At 65.2% G+C, this 19,934-nt stretch carries 16 protein-coding genes and 3 pseudogenes; 5 read left to right on the forward strand and 14 right to left on the reverse strand.

Annotation, left to right across the window (positions count from 1 at the left end):
* Positions 1-359 precede the first annotated feature (359 nt).
* Positions 360-530, forward strand: a pseudogene (locus tag ACRAWC_RS09105) (IS256 family transposase); the annotation flags it as partial.
* A gap of 300 nt (positions 531-830) precedes the next feature.
* Here the strand turns inward: ACRAWC_RS09105 and ACRAWC_RS09110 are convergent.
* Positions 831-2,004, reverse strand: a pseudogene (locus tag ACRAWC_RS09110) (IS3 family transposase).
* A gap of 113 nt (positions 2,005-2,117) precedes the next feature.
* Here ACRAWC_RS09110 and ACRAWC_RS09115 point away from each other — a divergent pair.
* Complete coding sequence (locus ACRAWC_RS09115; protein WP_431347427.1) at positions 2,118-3,332, forward strand: IS110 family transposase; 1,215 nt, start codon at positions 2,118-2,120, stop codon at positions 3,330-3,332.
* Between the two features lie 111 nt (positions 3,333-3,443).
* Positions 3,444-4,277, forward strand: a complete 834-nt coding sequence (locus ACRAWC_RS09120; RefSeq protein WP_431347428.1) for a carboxymuconolactone decarboxylase family protein — start codon at positions 3,444-3,446, stop codon at positions 4,275-4,277.
* Here ACRAWC_RS09120 and ACRAWC_RS09125 read toward each other — a convergent pair.
* The 4 genes from ACRAWC_RS09125 to ACRAWC_RS09140 form a co-directional block, all read right to left on the reverse strand.
* Complete coding sequence (locus ACRAWC_RS09125; protein WP_431347429.1) at positions 4,274-5,494, reverse strand: MFS transporter; 1,221 nt, start codon at positions 5,492-5,494, stop codon at positions 4,274-4,276. The two genes, ACRAWC_RS09120 and ACRAWC_RS09125, sit on opposite strands and share 4 nt — an antisense overlap.
* 40 nt (positions 5,495-5,534) lie before the next feature.
* Positions 5,535-6,206: an ArsR/SmtB family transcription factor gene (locus ACRAWC_RS09130; protein ID WP_431347430.1), complete on the reverse strand. Its 672-nt coding sequence runs from the start codon at positions 6,204-6,206 to the stop codon at positions 5,535-5,537.
* A gap of 195 nt (positions 6,207-6,401) precedes the next feature.
* A complete protein-coding gene (locus ACRAWC_RS09135; RefSeq protein WP_431347431.1) occupies positions 6,402-7,106 on the reverse strand; it encodes an aquaporin in 705 nt (234 codons plus the stop codon).
* 40 nt (positions 7,107-7,146) lie between these two features.
* Positions 7,147-7,338 (reverse strand): hypothetical protein, encoded by a 192-nt coding sequence (locus ACRAWC_RS09140; RefSeq protein ID WP_431347432.1) that lies wholly within the window; start codon positions 7,336-7,338, stop codon positions 7,147-7,149.
* A 401-nt stretch (positions 7,339-7,739) separates the two neighbouring features.
* Between ACRAWC_RS09140 and ACRAWC_RS09145 the strand changes: the two genes are divergently transcribed.
* Positions 7,740-8,429 carry a hypothetical protein gene (locus ACRAWC_RS09145; RefSeq protein ID WP_431347433.1) on the forward strand — a complete coding sequence of 230 codons (690 nt, stop codon included), beginning with the start codon at positions 7,740-7,742 and terminating at the stop codon, positions 8,427-8,429.
* 68 nt (positions 8,430-8,497) lie between these two features.
* Here the strand turns inward: ACRAWC_RS09145 and ACRAWC_RS09150 are convergent, their stop codons facing one another.
* From ACRAWC_RS09150 to ACRAWC_RS09160, 3 genes are all read right to left on the reverse strand, one after another.
* Positions 8,498-9,769 (reverse strand): APC family permease, encoded by a 1,272-nt coding sequence (locus ACRAWC_RS09150; RefSeq protein WP_431347434.1) that lies wholly within the window; start codon positions 9,767-9,769, stop codon positions 8,498-8,500.
* Positions 9,766-10,074: a PadR family transcriptional regulator gene (locus ACRAWC_RS09155; protein WP_431347435.1), complete on the reverse strand. Its 309-nt coding sequence runs from the start codon at positions 10,072-10,074 to the stop codon at positions 9,766-9,768. The genes ACRAWC_RS09150 and ACRAWC_RS09155 overlap by 4 nt, the downstream gene beginning before the upstream one ends.
* Before the next feature lie 338 nt (positions 10,075-10,412).
* Positions 10,413-11,636: an IS256 family transposase gene (locus ACRAWC_RS09160; protein ID WP_431347436.1), complete on the reverse strand. Its 1,224-nt coding sequence runs from the start codon at positions 11,634-11,636 to the stop codon at positions 10,413-10,415.
* Between the two features lie 56 nt (positions 11,637-11,692).
* Here ACRAWC_RS09160 and ACRAWC_RS09165 point away from each other — a divergent pair, with 56 nt between their 5' ends.
* The gene (locus tag ACRAWC_RS09165) at positions 11,693-12,766 is read left to right on the forward strand and encodes an ArdC-like ssDNA-binding domain-containing protein (RefSeq protein WP_431347437.1); all 1,074 of its coding nucleotides are present in this window, start codon (positions 11,693-11,695) and stop codon (positions 12,764-12,766) included.
* On the opposite strand, the pseudogene ACRAWC_RS09170 reads toward ACRAWC_RS09165, so the two are convergent.
* The 6 genes and pseudogenes from ACRAWC_RS09170 to ACRAWC_RS09195 form a co-directional block, all read right to left on the reverse strand.
* Positions 12,762-12,893 (reverse strand): annotated as a pseudogene (locus ACRAWC_RS09170) (IS5/IS1182 family transposase); the annotation flags it as partial. The gene ACRAWC_RS09165 and the pseudogene ACRAWC_RS09170 sit on opposite strands and share 5 nt — an antisense overlap.
* The gene (locus ACRAWC_RS09175) at positions 12,832-14,034 is read right to left on the reverse strand and encodes an IS30 family transposase (protein WP_431349408.1); all 1,203 of its coding nucleotides are present in this window, start codon (positions 14,032-14,034) and stop codon (positions 12,832-12,834) included. The gene ACRAWC_RS09175 and the pseudogene ACRAWC_RS09170, both read right to left, overlap by 62 nt.
* A 358-nt stretch (positions 14,035-14,392) precedes the next feature.
* Positions 14,393-14,593: an IS3 family transposase gene (locus ACRAWC_RS09180; RefSeq protein WP_431347438.1), complete on the reverse strand. Its 201-nt coding sequence runs from the start codon at positions 14,591-14,593 to the stop codon at positions 14,393-14,395.
* 22 nt (positions 14,594-14,615) lie between these two features.
* A complete protein-coding gene (locus ACRAWC_RS09185; protein ID WP_431347439.1) occupies positions 14,616-15,686 on the reverse strand; it encodes an IS110 family transposase in 1,071 nt (356 codons plus the stop codon).
* Positions 15,687-16,138: 452 nt separating this feature from the next.
* Positions 16,139-16,924 carry a glucosamine-6-phosphate deaminase gene (locus ACRAWC_RS09190; RefSeq protein WP_431347440.1) on the reverse strand — a complete coding sequence of 262 codons (786 nt, stop codon included), beginning with the start codon at positions 16,922-16,924 and terminating at the stop codon, positions 16,139-16,141.
* A 6-nt stretch (positions 16,925-16,930) separates the two neighbouring features.
* Positions 16,931-19,807: an FAD-binding and (Fe-S)-binding domain-containing protein gene (locus ACRAWC_RS09195; protein ID WP_431347441.1), complete on the reverse strand. Its 2,877-nt coding sequence runs from the start codon at positions 19,805-19,807 to the stop codon at positions 16,931-16,933.
* Between the last annotated feature and the right edge of the window lie 127 nt (positions 19,808-19,934).

Consider the following 19,934-nt stretch of genomic DNA (forward strand, 5'->3'; position numbering starts at 1 on the left):
GGATTCCTCTCGTTGAGACGACGGTTGTTCTGACCGCGAACGGTCGGCGCCGGCCCGGTGAAGAATCACCTGGGGGCACTACTGTGACGGGTCACGACCGCACGGGTCGGACATGCTTCTGATCAAGCCACCGGGGTGGGCTGGGTCGGCGCCGTCCACCTGCCGCCGCCAGACACTTCATAGGTAGGACACCCTCGCGGGGTCAATTTGTCAATGAGTCATAGCAGCGGCAATACGGTCGACACCCACCCTGCCAGGGCGACCCGGGAGTGGTCATCGATGACGGTGTGAACGAACGCATGGCCGACCAAGGGTCCGCGGATGACGCCTTTGCGACGAACGGGATCGGTTGCAGCCCGGTCGGCACCTTCCCCAACCCCGCCGCCCTACTGCGCCTGGCCGGGCATGTCCTGATCGAGCAGCACGACGATTGGGACGGCGCCGACCGCCGCTACTTCAGCGAACACTCGATGAAGCTGCTGAACGTCGAACCCGAGGAGGTGGCAATCCCCGAACTCGCTGCGGCATAATCACAACAGCTGATCCCGCAACGGCGTCGAGAAACTTCACAGAGATGATGGATTCGGCTCCGGCGTGACTCGAAATTACACGGACGCCGTTCGCGGCTGTCTTTTTGTGGATCTGTCCGTCGACGCCGGGGTCGCTGCGGGCCGGGCGGGGAACATGACTTGATAGGAGCCTGACCGGGAAGTCGTCTCACCTTTGTGCTGTCTGCACCTACCCGACCCGCGGTGACGTTCATCACCGTTGGAAGGAAATCCCGTCTATGACGAGGATGGGACTGCTGAGCGTTTAGGTGACAGTTTCGGTTAGGCCGCGAGGGCCAGGTTCTGGTTCATGAACGTCTCGAACTCGATCGGGGTCAAACGGCCGAGGCGGGCTTGCCTGCGGCGTCGGTGGTAGGTGCGTTCGATCCAGGTGATGATCGCGATGCGCAGTTCTTGCCGGGTGCGCCACGAGCGCCGGTTCAGGACGTTCTTCTGAAGCAGGGCGAAGAAGGATTCCATCGCTGCGTTGTCACCGGCAGCGCCGACGCGGCCCATCGATCCGATCAGGCCGTGGCGGTGAAGAGCGCTGGCGAAACGCCGGCTGCGAAATTGGCTTCCTCGATCGCTGTGAACCACGCAGCCGACGACCTCGCCGCGGCGGGCGACGGCGTTCTCGATGGCTTGGACGGCCAGGCTCGAGCGCATCCGGTCGCTGATCGAGTAGCCGACGAGCCGGTTGGAGCAGACGTCCTTGACCGCGCAGAGATAGAGCTTGCCCTCGGCGGTGTGGTGCTCGGTGATGTCGGTCAACCACAGTTCGTTCACCGCGGGAGCGGAGAAGAGCGTTGGACACGGTCATCGAACACGGGCGGGCCGGCCTTGCCGTTCTTACCGCGCTTGCGCCCGAACACCGAGAACACCCCGTTCTCCGAGCAGAGTCTCCACGCGGTCCGGTCCGACACCGTGAAGCCGGCGTCGCGGACCTCGTCGGCGAGGAACCGGTGCCCGAACTCCGGGTCCTCCCCATGCGCGTCCCGCAAAGCGTTGACCAGGTGAGCCTGATCCCACGCCCGCTCAGAAACAGGCTCTGCCACCCAGCGGTAAAACGGTTGGCGCGCGATCTTCAACACCCGGCACGTCACCGCGACGGCGATGCCGCCTACGGCCAGCTCGCGGACGAGCGGGTAGATCATCTTGGGGAGCCCCCGAGTTTGAGGTTCGCCTGCGACAAATACGCCGCCGCCTTCCGCAACACCTCGTTCTCCTGCTCCAGCAAACGGATCCGCTTCTTCGCCTCCCGCAGCTCGTCGGCCTCGGCCTTCGTGACCCCGGGCCGGGCGCCCGCCTCCACATCGGCTTGACGCATCCAGTTCTGCAAACAGGTCTCGCTGATCCCGAAGTCCGCCGCGATCTTCCGCAACGGCACCCCCGGACCACGATCACGAGCAACCGCGACAACGTCCTCACGGAACTCGCGGGGATAAGGCTTCGGCATGATGACATCCTCCCAGCGATGCCAACGGCACCACAGATCAGGTGTCACCTATCCGTTCAGCAGTCCCGATGACACTCGACCCGCCGCTCACCAACCCGTGTTCCCCGGCTGAGTTGGTCGCGGGCGTCGACACGCACAAGAACACGCATCATGTCGCGATTCTGGATCTCGTCGGCATGCATGTCGCGGACCGAGAGTTCCGCGCAGACGGCCGCGGCTATGCACAGGTCATTGCGTTCCTCCACGAGCACGGCGACGTCGGGAGCATCGGTGTCGAAGGCACCAGCTCCTACGGGGCTGGTCTGGCACGCGCGCTCAAAGCGGCAGTGCTCACCGTCGTGGAAGTCGCACGGCAGGACCGGCAAGCCCGGCGGCGTCAGGGCAAGTCCGACCCGCTCGACGCGCACCAGGCAGCGGTCGCCGTCCTGGCCAGAACCGACACCGCGATCCCGAAGTCTGGTGACGGAACGGTCGAGTCGATGCGGATCCTGCTGGCAGAGCGACGCTCCGCAGCGAAGGCGCGGGCGCAGGTGATGAACCAGATCCATGCGCTGTTGATTACCGCGCCCGAGCTGGTGCGCCAGGCGTTCCGGCACCTCAACGGGCAGCGATTGGTGACCACGCTCGCCAGGACCAGACCTGGAACGACCGCGTCGCCTGATCCGAACGTCGTCGCCCGACAGACGCTGCGGCGGTTCGCAGTCCGGCACCTCACGATGCAAGCCGAGATCGACCTCATCGCGCAGCAGTTGGACGTCCTCGTCCGAGGGGTCAACCCCACGCCGCTGTCGCTGAGCGGAATCGGCCCGGTCACCGCCGCGACGCTCCTGGTCGCCGCCGGCGACAACCCAGAGCGGCTGGGCACCAGGGCGAGCTTCGCAGCACTCGCCGGTGTCGCCCCGATCCCTGCCTCCTCCGGGCAACGCACCCGGCACCGGCTCTCTCGCGGCGGGAACCGGCACGCGAACGCCGCCCTGCATCGCATCGTGCTCCTGCGCATGCGACACCGTGAGCCCCGCACAATGGCCTACTTCGAACGGCGCCGAGCGGAGAAACTCACCGACCGCGACATCATGCGTTGCCTGAAACGACACATCGCGAACGAGGTTTATGCCACCCTGCTCAACCCCGCCACCGACAACCCGGTCGGACGCGAGCTCCGTGCACGCCGACAGGCGATCGGCACACCCATCAGTGTCCTCGCCGCAACGCTCGGCGTCCCCTACCAGCGGCTACGACGACTCGAGATCGGCACCCGCGTCGACCCCGAACTCGAACAACACGCCAACCTCGCCCTCGCTCAACTCGAAACCAAACAGGCCACTTGACAGCAATAGGAGCATCCACACAACGGGACGCCACCGCGAAAGGCACCCGCCCCATACTCTGACCTGACCCTGCAGGTTCGGGACGATTCGTCACGGGTAACGGACGCGCAAGTGGACGCGGTCCGTGTGGATGCCGGGTCGCAGAAGGAAGCGTTCGAGCTGGTCCTCGCGTCCGCGATTGGCGCGGTTTGGAGCGCTGGCAGGTCGCCGAGGACGCGATCCGAAAGGCCGGCGATGCGTCTTCCTGAGATCGACCGGGGTGACACGCTGCGCCACCGGGCACTGATCGGGATGATCTCCCGAGTATCGGGCATGCGTTTGCCGGACGCCGCACGAGTCGCGTTCTATGACCAAGACTTCGCCGGCCCCGCGTTGGGCGAGTGGACCCAACGAACGATGCGCGGTCCTAGCGGGTGGAGCGAGAGTGGACGCGAACTCATGGCCGCTGCGGTTGCGTCGTGGAATCAATTCCTGTTCTGTGTCGGCGCGCACGGAGCGATCTCCGTGCACGGAATCGACCGCGGCACCGTCGACGCCGTCATCAACGACCACCGCACCGCGCCGATATCCCCACGACTGGCCGCAGCGCTCACCTTCATCGAGGAACTGACCCGCCAACCCGAGACAGTCGCGCCTGCCGATGCAAGGGCCGCCGTCGCCGCCGGGGTCAGCCCCGCAGACCTCGAAGATGCTGCCGCCGTCGCGGCGCTGTTCAACATCATCGCCCGGTACGCGAACGCCCTCGATTTCAATCCCGTCGGAGGAGGACCTCGCCAAGTCCGCCAAGATGCTCCGGCGGCGCGGATACGCCTGACCACTCGCAACCGCGGCCGCCCGCCTGGTGGTCAGGCCATCACCGGTTCGGGTGATGAAACAGCTGGCGTGCGAGATACCGTTTCAGGTCGGCCCGGATCTTGCGTTTGCACGTGCCATAGCGGCGCCTAGAGACTGCTCGTCTCTCGGCTGCTGCATCGTGCCCACAGCAGCACGGGAATGAGCAGGAGTGCCAGGATTCCGCCGGCCAGCGACAGGGTGCTGAAGTCAGTCGCGGCCATGACCATGCCAGAAGCCGCACCCCCACCCGCGCCCGCGAGTGCGATCAGCACATCAATGGTGCCCTGGGTACGCGCCCGGCTCGCCGGATCCGTCGCGTCGACGACGAGAGCTGTGCCGGCGATCAGCCCGAAGTTCCAGCCCAGGCCGAGCAGGACCAGGGCAAGGATCAGCAGCCCCAGGGCGTCGCCAGGGGCGAGCGCAGCGACGATGCCAGCCAACAGCAGTGTGACTCCGGCGGTGATCGCCATGGGCGTGCGCCCGACCTTATCGACCAGGATGCCCGTAGCCAGGGACGGCAAGTACATGGCGCCGATGTGAATACCGATGACGAGGCCTACCGCACTCATCCCGAAGTCGTGGGCGCGCATGTGCACCGGCGTCATGGTCATGATCGCCACCATCGCCACCTGCGTTAGAACCATCACGGTCGCCCCGACGAACACGCCTGATCGCGGGCGCGGCAGCAGGCCGGGCTCATGCGCAGCCTGGGCAGATGCGGTGAGCTCCCGTGCGACCAGAAGGGGGTCGGGCCGCAGCAGGGACAACAGCACGATCCCCGCCGCGAGATAAGCGACGGCGGCAAGCAGGAAGGGTCCGGCAAGGGCCGGGATCCCCAGCGACTGCGCCAATCCGCCCAGCGGGTCGACGAGGTTGGGACCGGCGACGGCTCCGACAGTGGTGGACACCATCGCCACACTGACCGCGGTTCCGCGCTGAGCGGGCAGCGCGAGATCGGTGCCGGCGTAGCGCGCCTGCAGATTGGTCGCGGTCCCGGCGCCGTAGATGAACAGGGCGATGAACAACAGCGGGACACTACCGGTCACGGCCGCGACCACGACGCCGATCGCGCCGATGCCGCCAGCCGCGAACCCGAGCCCCAACCCCACCTGGCGCCCCCAGCGCTGACTGAATCGTCCGACCAGGAACGCTGCCAGCGCCGAACCGAGAGTGAACAGCGCGGTCGGCACCCCGGCGAGACTGTCAGTGCCGAGCATCTGCTGCGCCAGCAGCGCACCGACCGTCACCCCGGCAGCCAGCCCGGCGCCGCCAAGGATCTGGCTGACGACGACGACCGTGAGGGTGCGTCGCTGGACAGCGCCCCGCACACTGTCATCCGACGCGATCGAGCGCGCGAACGCGGACGCGTCAGGCGATGTTCTCAAGGTCGTACACCCCCGCAGCCCGCCACTCGATCACGCCCTCCTCCATCGCCGCTGCATCTACGCCTTGCTCGCGAAGGAACACGGCTGCTTCACGGGCCATGCGACAGAACTCGCCCCGGCAATAGACGACCACCCCGGTGCGCCGAACCTCCGAATGCCGATCGCGGAGCTCCTGCAACGGGATCGATACCGCACCCGGGAAGTGCCCCGCCTCGTACTCCTGCCGTGGTCGCACGTCGATTACCGTCATCCCCTGCGTCACCGCCGCCGGATCGATCAACGGCACCCCGGCACCGGCCGGCGCCGCCTCCATATAGTCGGCCAACGACTCCCGCAGTTGCGGATACCGCAGTAACCCGACCCGTTTGGCCACCAGATACAACACAGCCACATCCGAACCTGCCAACCGGTAGCAGACCGTCGTCCGCTCCCGCCGCGTCTTCACCAACCCGGCCTGTTTCAGCGTCTGCAGAGCGGCGGACACCGTCGTCACACCCATCCCCGACATCCGAGCCAGCGCGTCCACCGAATGCTCACCCTGCGCCAGCAACTCCACCAGTTCGAGACGCCGCGCGTTCCCCAACGCGCGAATCACATCCGCCAGCGAGTCGTAGACGGAGAGCTTGTCGAGCTCGCGGTTATTCCACTGATTCATGGAACAACATGATAGCCGTGGGTCTCGCGATTGCGGTCATCGGCGACAACGCCACCGGCCGCTGGGTGCGCAGTGACCCAGGGGAAATTTCAGTCGATCTCCGACGCCTGCGGCCGGCTTATCTCCTGCGAGATCGGCTGGGCCGCTACTCCATAGCAAGCTTCGAGAAGACGTGGGGTGGTCAGCTTTTCCGGGTCACGGTCGTGGAGCAAACACTTTTATGGCGACAAGCCCGAGCGCCGCTCCGACGAGCTGGGCGGCGATGTACCAGGGTGCGCTGTCGGGTGCGATTCCGGCGAAGGTATCAGTGATGGTGCGGCCGATGGTGATGGCGGGGTTGGCGAAGCTGGTGGAGCTGGTGAACCAGTAGGCGGCGCCGATGTACGCGCCGACCGCCGGGGCGATGAGCGCGCCGCGGCCGGTCCGGGCGAGGACGAAGATGACCAGGATCAGCCCGGCGGTGGCAACGACCTCCGCGAGGAGATGTGCCGGCGTCGCCCGCTCGGTGCTGCTCCAGCTTGCAGCGGGCTGCTCGAACATCAAGTTCGCTAGCATCGCGCCGGCGAGGCAGCCAAGGACCTGGGCGGGCACGTACGACCAGAGGTCGCGCCAGGGCCGACCGCCGGTGGCGGCGTCGACAAGGGTGACGACCGGGTTGAACTGGGCGCCAGAGCTCGAGGCGAAGACCAGGATCAGCACCGTCAGCCCCAGGGCGGTCGCCAGGGCGTTCTCGAGGAGTTGGAGTCCGGTGTCGTTCGGCGAGAGATGTTGGGCGGCGATTCCGGAGCCGACGACGACCGCGGTCAGTCCGGCGCTGCCGACGAACTCGGCCAGAGCAGGGCGGAAGGTTGCGGCGGCGGGGATGCGGATTCGTTCGGCGGGTGTGGTGGTCGCGGTCATGCGGTGGCGCCGCGGACGCTGGTGTCGCGGGTATCGATGCTCATGCGGGCGCCATCTCGAGGCTCTTCAGCAGTTCGCGGACGTGCTGCTCGACCTCGTCGCGGATGCCGCGGACGGTGTCGATGGGCTGCCCTTGCGGGTCCTGCAGTTTCCAGTCTTGGTAGCGCTTGCCGGGTAGATCGGGCAGGCGCCAGCGTGTTGGCGAGACGCACCAGACGATGTACAAAGACATTGTCGAATTTGCCAATCTCCGGATGGAGACCGTCTCGACGATTGCCCTCCTAGTCCGTAGTGGCCGGGTTTCGGACGCGCTCGGACTCACTCGGTCCCTTCTTGAGCACGCCCTACTCCTTCGCCTCATGACGAAAGGCAGTCGATACTTCCAGGTCGAGCCCGAGATCAAGCGAACGCGCCAAGAGTGGCGAGACGCCCTTTCCGAGGCCCGGGCCGAGCTAGAAGACCTACACAGTCGCGGCGAGGCTTTGAGCTGCCTTAGCGTGCAACGCTATCCCGGTCGGGGCCGGGATCGACGCATGTGGGTTTACGAGGGATTGAAGAACGAAACCGAGCCGGGACTTCATTGTTCCGGTCCACTACTTTCACTACAACGAGTTCCGGCCAGACGTCTATCGCTTGGATGATGACGACTACTTCGACCCCGTGCCCTCCAGCTATCGCAGCCAGACCCCAAGTAGCGCACGATCGCGAAGAAAGCACCGGGACGAGGCTGGATTTCGCTACCGCTATTTCCTGAGCTACGACGCGCTCTTGATCTGTCTTTCCCTGAATCAACTTGCATCCGTCGAGGAGGTCAAACGCATCGAGGCGCACTACACCTTCTTGGGACAGTTTCTGCATCCCACGAATCGCGCCAGCCGCCAACTGCATGAGAATTCGAACAACTACATGGGTGGTTTCCACGTTGGATTGCCGCAACCCTACGACGCCGTCGCGCGCCTCCTAGCGGCGCTATATGCGGTCCACTTGACTGCGATGGTAGCCAACGAAATAGCTGACATGCTCGACGCTGCCCCGCGCCGGTATCTAGCCGAATCAGGAACATCGCCGATCCGGGCCCTACTCGACGAGGTCGGACAAAGGTTCAACTACTTTTGGTTCGTTTATAACGATGCGCCGCTCTACGACCGATACATCTACGCAATCAACGAAGCCTCGGACGAGGAGCTTGGGAAGGTCGGAGGCTACCCGTCGCTCCCTACCGACAACATCAAGTTCGACGCAGCCATTCTCGAACACCTGAGACACACGTTGCGGTCATGGAACAACGCGCGCGTCGGTGGGTACCGCTCCCCGCTTGGATGACTCCCCCGCGCGCCCCGCCTCGAGATTCTCCCTCAGCCGACGCCGGAAGGGCCGCCGGCCCGTCGGATTCAGCGCGCCGAGTCGCTCTGAACGTGGAGCCTGATCAGTCGGTAGCCGAGTCCGATGGCGAGGACGATGATGCCGGCGATGATCGAGCTGAGTGGGAGGGTGGCGACGAGGATGAGGCATCCGATCGCGCCGGCGATGGCGAGGAAGCGCGGATAGCGGCGGTTCTCGCGGTTCTGGGTCCAGGCGGAGCTGTTGGCGACGAAGTAGTAGAGCAGGACGCCGAAGCTGGAGAAGCCGATCGCGCCGCGGAGGTCGGTGACTGCGATGAGCAGGCAGACGATCATGCCTAGGGTTAGTTCTGCCCGGTAGGGGACGCTGAAGCGCGGGTGGACGGCTGCGAACCAGTGCGGGATGTCGCGGTTGCGGGCCATAGCGAGGCTGGTGCGGCCGATACCGGCGATCATGGCCAGGAGCGCCCCAAGTGCTGCGGCGGCGGCGCCGATGCGGATGACTATGCCGGGCCAGGCTGCTCCCGTGGTGTTGGCGACCGCGCCGAGCGGAGCGGAGGCGGAGGCGAGCCCGGCCGGCCCGAGAGCGTGCAGGGCCGACACGGCGACGAGGACGTACACGATCAGCGTGATCGTGAGGGCGGTGGTGATCGCCCGCGGGATGGTGCGGGCCGGATTGATGACCTCCTCGCCCATCGTCGCCACGCGGGCGTACCCGGCGAAAGCGAAGAACAGGAAGCCCGCGGACTGCAGCACCCCGTACACGGTAACCTCTGGGCCCGGCAGGGCTGCGCTGGCGGCCGTGTGGGTGAAGCCGATGATCACCGCAACCGTGAGCGCGACCAGGGAGATCCCGACCAGGACACGGGTCAGCAGCGCGGTGCGGGTGATGCCCAGCGTATTGACGATGGTGAGCAGGATGACCGCGAGGATCGCGACCGGCTTCACCCACGGGCCGGGCACCGCGTAGGTGGCGAACGTGATCGCCATCGCCGCCGAGCTGGCGGTCTTGCCGACAACGAACGACCAGCCGGCGAAGAACCCCGACCACTCGCCCAACTGTTCCCGCCCATAGACGTATGTGCCACCGGAGGTCGGGTACTGCGCCGCGAGCTGGGCGGAGGAGGTCGCGTTGCAGAACGCGATGAACCCCGCGATCACGAGACCGATCAGCAGCCCCGCCCCGGCGGCTGCAGCGGCGGGAGCGAAGGAGGCGAAGATGCCCGCGCCGATCATCGACCCCAGGCCGATGACGACCGCGTCACCTAGGTTCAGGCGACGGGCAAGCGCATCGTTGGCAGCAGCAGCCGGAGTGTTCGTCATGGCTTCTTTTCCTCCGGAAGGATTTCATTGGCGAGTTCGCGAGTGGCTCGACGGCCCTCTTCCAGAGCGGCAACTCCGGCCGGGGTGGCTCTGTAGATGCGTCTCGTGCGGCCGTCGACAACAACCCGCTCGGAGACGAGCAGGCCGTCGCGTTCCATTCGATGCATGGTCGGGTACAGGGTCCCGGGCGACAGGTTGTAGCCGTGGTGCGCGAGTTCCTCGCTCATCCACGCCCCGTGAACGGGTTCCTCGGATGCATGGTGCAGCACGTGCAGCACGATCGCCGCCTTCTGAAGCTCATGCACGAGGCAACATTATCGCAGTCCGATATCGGATCATGATATTAAAGAACCTTCGGACATTCGGACCCAATCAACGACGCCATTCGAGCCCTGCACTGCGTCCGAAGGTGCCTTCGGCGACCACCCCCTTCGGAACGCCTCGGCGTCCTGCCCTTGCAGCCGACTTCTTGCCATTCCGGCCGGCCGATCGTAGCTTCCTCCACCAGCTCCGTTCCCTCCAGTCGCTATTTGCAGACTCCGCTCGCTGCGCTCCCTCCGCTTAGCAACCGCTCCCCTCCGGGCGGTGGCGTCCCGTTGAGTGGTGGAGTTTCTCGACACCGTGCGGGATCAGCTGTTGGTGATTATGCCGCAGTGAGTTCGGGGATTGCCACCTCCTCGGGTTGAACGTCCAGCAGCTTCATGGAGTGCTCGCTGAAGTAGCGGCGGTCGGCGCCGTCCCACTCGTCGTGCTGCTCGATCAGGACGTGCCCGGCCAGACGCAGCAGGGCGGCCGGGTTGGGGAAGGTGCCGACGACGTCGGTGCGGCGTTTGATCTCCTTGTTGACCCGCTCCAACGGGTTCGTGGACCAGATCTGCCGCCAATGCGCGGTCGGGAACCCGGTGAAGGCGAGCAGGTCATCACGGGCGTCCTCGAGCATGTCCGCGACCTTCGGATGGGACCGGGCCAGCATCTGGGTGACCTCGCCGAACTGCGCGGTGACGTGTTCAGTGTCGGGTTGGGCGAAGATCGTGCGGATGATCGAGGCAACCATCGGCCCGGCGGTCTTCGGGACGTTGGCGAGGACGTTGCGCATGAAGTGGACGCGGCAGCGTTGCCAGGCTGCGCCGGCGAACACGGTGGCGATGGCGGCGATCAAACCGGTGTGAGCGTCGGAGATCACCAGCTTCACCCCGTCGAGTCCGCGCGCTTTCAACGAGCGCAGGAACGTGGTCCAGAACGGTTGCGACTCGGTCTCGCCGACCTCGAAGCCGAGGACTTCACGGCGGCCGTCGGCGGCGACACCGACCGCGACCACGACGGCTTGGGAGACCACTCGTCGGCCGACGCGGGCCTTGCAGTAGGTGGCGTCCAGGAACACATACGGGTAGGTCGTCTCCGCCAGCGGCCGGTCCCGGAACGCGGCGACGTCCTCGTCCAGGTTGGCGCAGATCCGGGACACCTCGGACTTGGAGATCCCGGTGCCGGCGCCGAGCGCCTTCACCAGATCATCGACCTTCCGGGTTGAGACACCGTGAACATAGGCCTCCATCACCACCGCGAACAACGCTTGGTCGACCCGGCGGCGCCGCTCCAGCAGCGACGGGAAGAAGCTGCCCTGCCGCAGCTTGGGGATCTTCAACTCCAGCTCGCCGGCGGTCGTGGTCAACGCCCGCGGTCGGGTCCCGTTGCGCTGGGCCACCCGATCCGGGTTGCGTTCGAACGGGGCTGCGCCGATGAACGCGGCCGCTTCCGCGTCGATCAACTCCTGATAGAGCGTCTCGGTCGCGACCCGGATCCGATCGGTCACATCGGTGAGTTTGAGTTCCCCGAGCAGCTCGAGGAGGGCAGACTGGTCAAGAGCCATCGTGCGTTTGTGTCCTTTCGTGAGATTCCTAGACAGTTCTCACTGACCATCGCACGATGGCTCGCCACGTCAACGACGTGACACTCAAGCCCAAGAACTACACCACCCCAAGGGACGCCACCCCTCCGGGCACTGCGCTGCCTCCACGCGCTCTCGATCTCTGTGCCGGAACGGCAAAAGAACTGATCGGCGGGACAACCAAATCAACACCCGCGGATTTGACACAGGCCCGTAGCAGGGTCGATCGGGAGGCACGGATCATGAGCAGCAAGGTCATCACCCGGCATGCGGAGGAGCGCCAAGCGCAGGCGGAGGCACTGCATGCGTCGATCGTGGAGCAAGTCCAGCAGCTAGCCGACAGCGGACAATGGCGCACATTCCTGGAGTTCGCTCGCTCCTTCCACAACTACAGCCTGAACAACGTGCTGTTGATCCTGTCCCAAAACCCAGACGCGACCATGGTCGCCGGATTCCGGCAATGGCAGGCCAAAGGACGCCAAGTGCGCAAGGGCGAAAGGTCGATCAAGATCTTCGGATACCGCGAAAAGAAGACGGCGAGGCCCGACAGCGACACCGACGAGGCAGCAGAAAGCGATGAGCGAGTCGCACGATATTTCCCCACCCTGTCAGTTTTCGACATCGCTCAAACCGATCCGATCGAGGGAGCCGAGCCGCTGCCGGCAGACCCGACCCGTCGCCTCACCGGTGAAGACGACCACGGCATCATCGCTCCGCTGTCGGCCCACCTTGAGGCACACGGATGGAGCATCCATCGCGCACCGCTTACTAGCGCTAGCGGATTCACCGACCCCGAGTCACACCAGGTGACCCTGGCCGAGAACCTAGCGATCGAGCAAGCGGCCAAGACCCTCATCCACGAGACAGCGCACATTGAGCTGCACCATATCGACGACATCGACGAGTACCGCGCTCATCGAGGACGAATGGAGGTCGAAGCCGAATCGGTGGCCTTTATCGTTGCTGGACTGACCGGATTCGACACCAGCTCGTACAGCATCGGCTACATCACCGGATGGGCGAATCAAGACGCCACCATTATTCGAGACACGGCCGCACGCGTGTTGAAGACAGCGCACTCGATCGCGGAGATCGTCGACCACGTCGATTAGCCCCACTGAGGAAGTAAAAGCCCCGGCCCAATTGGCGGATTCCAGTGGTCGTTGCAACACGGCGGTTAGTTGGCGAGTAGCTTAGCGAGACGCTCGGCTGGAGTTTCCCAGTCGAGCGTTTTGCGTGGGCGGGTGTTCAGCTCGTGTGCGACGCGGGCGAGATCGGCTTGGGTGTGGGCGGAGAGGTTGGTGCCTTTCGGGAAGTACTGCCGCAGCAACCCATTCGTGTTCTCGTTCGATCCTCGTTGCCAGGGTGAGGCTGGGTCGCAGAAGTAGACGTCCATGTCGGTCGCGATCGTGAACGACTTATGCGCTGCCATCTCTGCTCCCTGGTCCCAGGTCAGCGACTTCTTCAACGCGACCGGCAGGGTGCTCATTGTCGCTATGAGGCCGTCGCGAACGGTCTCGGCTGCGTGGTCGTTCGGGAGATGGACGAGCATTACGAATCGGCTGGTGCGCTCGACGAGGGTGCCGATCGCGCTGGCATGGTCAGCACCGATGATGAGGTCGCCTTCCCAATGTCCGGGAACGGCGCGATCTTCAACTTCGGCGGGACGCTCTGAGATCATGATCATGGGGTCAACGAACCGCGGGCGGCGGGTGCCAGGGCTTCGATTCGGTCGGCGACGAGCGCGTCCGGTCCGCAGCGCGGTGGCAAGGTCGCGGCGCAGCTGCCCGCGTCCTTGGAGATAGAGCGCTTGGTAGATCGTCTCGGTCGCCACCTGCATCCCAACATCGTCCGGGAACTGGCGTTTCAGTGCGCGACTGATCTGCTCAGGAGACCACCGCAACGCCAGCTTCGACTCAACGAAAGCACGCAACCGTGGTTGTGTCACCAGACGCCGCGGCTTCGGTCTTGGGCGACGGGTTGCCGAGCGGCGATGGGCTGCGAACGGGTGATATGTTCCACTCGAGGACCGGTTGCGGGAGAGCTCGCGACTGATCGTCGACGGCGATCGCCCGAGCTGGAGAGCGATGCTCCTCAACGAGAACCCGTCACGGAGCAGATCCCGAATCTGCTCGCGTTCTTCCAATGAGAGAAACCGGGGATCCAGCTTCTTCTGCAACTGGGAGATCGTCGCCGACGGAGTCGTCTCGGCGCTATCCAGAAACGTCGTCATACCGGTTTTGTAGTCGACGAGGCGACCGTCCGGATAAAGGCGACGGGGACCGAGCCTGCGGACGCCGTTGTCCCAATCCCGAGCCGTGCGAATATTCACGCCAACGGCGACCGCTGCTTCCTGCCGGGAAACGCCCTGGCGCCGCAACTCGAGGTAACTGTCCTTTCCGGGATGCGGGCCGGCGCCAGGCTTCCCGCGACTGCGCAGCCCGGCTTTCCACACCCACGAGGAACACGTCGCTGGGTTCAGCCCCAGCTCACGCGCGGCGATCGTCGTGCTCCCATACGCCTCGAACAATACGAAGAAGGCGTCCTTATCCTCCTGCGTGAAGCGGCGTCGATCCTTCGAAGAACTCTTCAAACGGGCCACGGTCGTTGCAACTCCCAGAATTTCCAGGTGTTGCAACGACCGCTAAAACCCAAGATTTGGGTCGGGGCTTTTGGGTGCCGCGGACCGCTGGCGAAATGATCTTCCCCCGGTTGCTCGGACAGTTTGATGTGTCGTTTCAGGCAGCCAGGGTGACTGTCGTCGGGACGATTTTCTCGTAGTCCGCCGGGGAGTGGTAGCCCAGCGCGGAGTGTCGTCGGCGCGGGTTGTACCAGGCTTCGATCCAGGAGAACATCGCCGTCCCCAGTTGCCGCCTGGTGGCCCAAGGCTGGGCGTCGAGCAGTTCGATCTGCACGCCGGACCAAAACGATTCCATCATCGCGTTGACGCTCCTATAGTTGTCAACTTCCGATTTCGCCGGTTCTTGGGTTGGTTTTGATGAGGTGATAGACCTCGCGGATGACGTAGCGCTTGAGGCAGCGGATGATCTCGCGTTTGCTCTTTCCCTCGGCGGTGCGGCGGGCGACGTAGGCGATTGTGGGCTCGTGGAACCGCATCCGAACGATCACCGTGCGATAGATGGCGGCGTTGAGTTGTCGGTGTCCGCCGTGGTTGATTCGGTGACGCCCGCTTGTCATGCCTGACCCTGTTGGAACGGGACTGATGCCGGCGAGTTTCGCGAATGCTGCCTCGGATCGGATCCGTTCGGGATTGTCGCCTGCGACGATGAGGATCTCCGCTGCGGTGTCGATGCCGATCCCGAATTGCTCGACCAGTTGCGGGGCGGTGTCGGTGACGAGTTGCTGGATCATCGCGGTGAGTTCCTTGGCTTCGGCGTCCAGGTTCTGCCAGCGCCGCGCGAGGGAGCGCAGCGAGTGTCGCAGCGCATCGTCGGGGGTCTCCAACGCTCGCGGGCGCAGTGCCGCGAGGTGACGAGCGAGCATAATCTGGGACTTGCGGCTCGTTTCCCTGCGCAGCTCGTCGGAGCCGTGGACGAGCATTGCTTTGATCGTGACCATCGTCGCGGAGCGCTCCGCGACCGCGGAATCATGGGCGATCTTGAGCTGACGGATCATCTCAACCGTCCCGTCCGCAGTCTTCGGTGTCGCGGTCGCAAACCCAGCTAGAACGGATCGGGCAGCGTTCTCCGCATCGAGCGTGTCCGACTTCCCGTTCACTCGTCGGGACCGCCTATCGGGTCGCCCTGCCTCGACGACTTTGTGTCCGTGGCGGCGCAGGAACGATGTCAAGGTTGCCCCATAGGAGCCGGTCCCCTCGATGCCGAACGCGAGGATCTTCCCAAACGACTCACCCCATTCCAGTGCCTGTTTGAATCCCGCCTGGTCGGTCGTGATCGTCAGTGTTGCGAGGATCCCTCCGATGGTGTCCATCACGGCGGCAACGTGAATGTGCTTATGTGTGTCGATGCCGACAACGACGTGTCCGGAGCGGGCCGTTCCGAGGGCTGTCATAGCGTGCTGTCTCCTTGCCGGTTAGCGTTGATGTCACGCTGTCGCCGGCGGGTGGACAGGACTGTCACGGGGACGCTCTCAAAAGTCTGCTCCAGGCTCCTATTAGGTCACGCCCGTCCGGCGGCAGCGGTTCTTGCATGCCCGGCCGGACGGTCGACAGATCAACGCCAAGACACCATCTGGGTCAGCCATAAGCACGGGTCAGACCGCGCCGGCCAGGACTACCCGATCCTCGCGGGATCCGGCAGAAACAGACTGACAGTCGTAGCAGTCACCGACACTGCCCATCGAGGCGATCAGTGCGGCCCGTGGTCGGAGAGCACCCGTTCGGGGCGCCGTGGGCGGCGATGCGTTTGCTGACCACGCCGATCGCGCCCCGGTCGACACCGCCGATGTGGACATAGTCGTCGCGCGGCTACCAGGTTCCCTTCAGCGCGCGCGCTGCGGCATCCCTACAGCTTCTGCCAGGCCGGCTTGTGGTCGTAGGCGTAGCGGTAGTAGTCGATGTTGCGGAGTCGGGAGGCCGCCGCCTCGTCGACCAGGACGGTGACGTGCGGGTGCAGCTGGATGGCCGACCCCGGGTTGGAGGCCGACACCGGACCCTCCACCGCCCCGGCCAGCGCCTCCGCCTTGCCCTCGCCGAACGCGAGCAGCAGCAGATGCCGGGCGCGCAGGATCGTCGAGAGCCCCTGCGTGATGCAATGCATCGGTACGTCGGCTTCACTGGCGAAGAAGCGCGCGTTGTCCTTGCGGGTCTGCTCGGTCAGTGTCTTCACCCGCGTCACCGACGCGAACGACGAGCCGGGCTCGTTGAAGCCGATGTGGCCGTCGGTGCCGATGCCGAGGATCTGCACGTCGACGCCGCCGGACTCGGCGATCGCCTTCTCGTAGTCGGCTCCGGCGTGCTCGATCGTCGCGATGGCGCCATTGGGCACATGGATCAGCGACGGGGTGAGCCCGAGCGGCTCCACGACCTCGCGGGTGATGACGGCGCGATACGACTCAGGGTGCCGCGCGGGCAGGCCGACGTACTCGTCCAGGGCATAGCCGCGCACGTGCGAGACGTCGAGGCCCGACGCGGCGATCCGCCGGGCCAGCGCACGGTACACCGGGAGCGGGGTGGACCCGGTCGCCAGCCCGAGCACCGCGTCCGGTTTGGCGGAGATCAGCCGCTGGATCGACTCCGCCGCGAGCTCGCCCGCGGCGTCCTTGTCTGCTACGACGACGACTTCAGCCATCTGTCTCTATTGTCCCTCTCGCTCATCAGCGGGACCGCTTGCCCTGGGTGCTCGCGTCGCATCGTCCAGAAGCTCGAGAATGTGCCGGTAGGGCTTTCCTGTGGCGCGAGTCATCCCGAGTTCGCATGTCCGGTTGGCGGACGCATACGCCGAAAAAGTCCGGTCCGCGAGCGCCGCCGCCTCCGGACGGGTGGCCGCAGCCGTGAGTTCCGGGTGCAGCATCCCTCGATCGCCTGCGAAACCGCAACAACCCCAGTCGTCGGGCACGACAACGTCATCGCTAATCGCGCGAGCAAGAGCGAGCATCGGATCGGTGACACCGAGACGGGTCGATGAACACGTAGGGTGCACGGCGATCGACTCGAATTCCGAGCTGATGACGAGCCCGGGAAGCAGCTCGCGCTCCGCGAATGTGACGGCGTCGATCACCGTGAGGCCCGTGTCTGCGGCCATGTTCAGGAACCCCTCCGTGCAGGAGACGCCATCCGAAATGACAGGCAACTCGCCGCCCCGGGTGGCGTCGCGGAGGGCCGCGAGCACGCGCTCGCTCATCACTTTGTGTCCTAGGAGGTTCCCCTTCGAGGTCCACGGCGTCCCACAGCACATCGACTCCACGCCCGCAGGGATGGTTACGGTGACGCCCGCGCGCGCACAGAGCGAAAGGAATGCGTCTCGCACACCGAGCGACGATTCGGCAGGACCGAACATGGCACCGATGCAAGACGGAACATAGACGGCGACCGCGTCAGGCCTCGCGTGCGGGCGTCGCCGCGACCCTCCCCTTGGCAGCCCTCGGTCGTATCGCGGAACGTTGTCCGCGCCGAGCAGGACCCGGCCTACTGATGTGGCCCCGGTGACCAGCGGCGCGGGGAGCGCCCTGGCGGTGGTCATGGCGATACTGCCCGCTCGGGTGATCGCTCCCCAGTGCTGGGCTGCCACGTTCCAGCCACTTGAGACGACAGTGTTGCTTTGCTCCGCGCGGAGGCGCTTCACAAGCTTTCCGGTGTCGATTCGGACCGGACAAGCCGTCCGGCACATTCCGTCCGCAGCGCATGTGTCCACACCGTCGTATGCGTAGTCGCGATCCAACGCCTCCACCAGCTCTGCGTCGCCGGCAAGTCGTGCGCGCTCTCGCTCCCGGCGCAGCACGATGCGCTGACGTGGCGTGATGGTGACGTCTTTACTGGGACAGACCGGCTCGCAGTAGCCGCACTCAACACAGCGATCGACCTCGGCCTCAACGGTGGGCGTCACCTTTAGATTCTTGAGCGGAGCCTCTGCATCCTCGTTCATCAGCACGCCAGGGTTGAGCAGCCCTCGGGGGTCGGCCAGCTGCTTGACGCGGAGCATCAAGCCGTAGATCTCGTCGCCGAACTGGCGTCGAACGTAGGGGGCCATGATCCGGCCGGTCCCGTGCTCGGCTTTCAGGGTGCCGCCGTGACGGAGCACGAGCGCCACCATCTCCTCGGTGAACTCCGCGTAGCGCTTCTTGGCGTTGGGGAGATCGAACCGCTCGGTGAGCATGAAATGGATGTTGCCGTCCTTGGCGTGACCGAAGATGACGCTGTCCTCATAGCCGTACCGGTCGAAGAGCTCGGTCAGGCCCTCGCAGGTCTCTCGCAACGCGCGCACGGGGACAGCGATGTCTTCCAGCAGAGCAGTCGTCCCTGACGGCCGGTTGCCAGCGACAGTGGCGTAGAGGTCCTTGCGGATATGCCACAGCGCGTTGCGTCGTACAGCATCCTCGGTGAGCGCGGCGGGCCCGGCAAGCGGGAGCGCGGCGGTGACCGCCTCCCAAGCGATCAGCCGTTCTGCCAACGCGACGCTGTTCTCTTCCTGAAATTCGACGAGGAGTGCAGCGTGCCCGTCCACGTCGAGGGTCAGTAGCTGCTCGTCGGCGCCGGGATCGCGCTGTGCGACCCTAAGCGACGTCGAGTCAAGCAGTTCCACCGTCGCGAGCCCTGACGCGACGAGCGCGGGGAGCGCGCCCGTTGCATCGGCGAGCGACCGGAAATAGAGCATCCCGGTAGCGACGTGCGGACACACGGGCACAGTCCTCAGCGTCGCTTCGGCGACAAACGCGAGCGTCCCCTCGCTGCCCACAATCAGGTGAAGGAGGATCTCCGTAGGCGAATCGTGATCGAGAAAAGAGTTCACTCCGTAGCCCATGGTGTTTTTGATCGCGTATTGCCGCCGGATGGCGGCCACGATCTGCGGGTCGGCGCGGGCCTCGTCGCGCAGTTCGACGAGCCCTGCCCAGAGCTCCGGTGCGGCCATCCGAAGCCGATCGTCGGCGTCGGGACCCGAGGTCTCGATGGCGGTGCCGTCTGCAAGGACAAGGACCGCCGACTCGATGGTGTTGTAGGTATTGAGCTCAGTACCGCAGGCCATCCCGCTGGAGTTGTTCGCGATGACGCCGCCGAGCGTGCAAGCCGACTCGCTCGCCGGGTCCGGCCCCAGCTTGCGCCCGTAGCGAGCCAGCCGCGTGTTGACCTGACGCACGGTCGCCCCCGGCTGCACCCGAACCCGCGCCCCGTCGTCGAGCACGTCGATCTTTCGGAAGTTCTTGCGGGTGTCCAGAAGGAGTCCATCAGTCGAGGCCTGCCCCGAAAGGCTGGTCCCTCCGGACCGGAAGCTCAGCGGTACGCCGTTCTCCGCCACGAACCGCATGAGCCGGCTCACATGGTGTCGATCCTCGACGGTGACGACCCCCAACGGGGTGATCAGGTAATGGGACGCCTCATGCGACATCGCCAGCCGATCGATCGCGCGGCCGCGAACCGTCCCGGGCGCGAGTTGTTCGAGTTTCGCGGTGAGTTCCGTGTCGGTCGACATGGAGGCACTCCTGTTCTCGTCGATACGATGCCTGATCACCGCGATCACGCGATCGCCGGCGAATGCCCGGGAATGCCAGCCATCAGCTGACCGGCGTACTCCCGCTGCGAGGAATCGAAGATGGCGTCGGGCTCTGGCAACAGCGTCGGCGACGCTGCTATGCGAACATGTGGCT

The sequence above is a fragment of the Leifsonia sp. L25 genome (genome assembly GCF_050632895.1).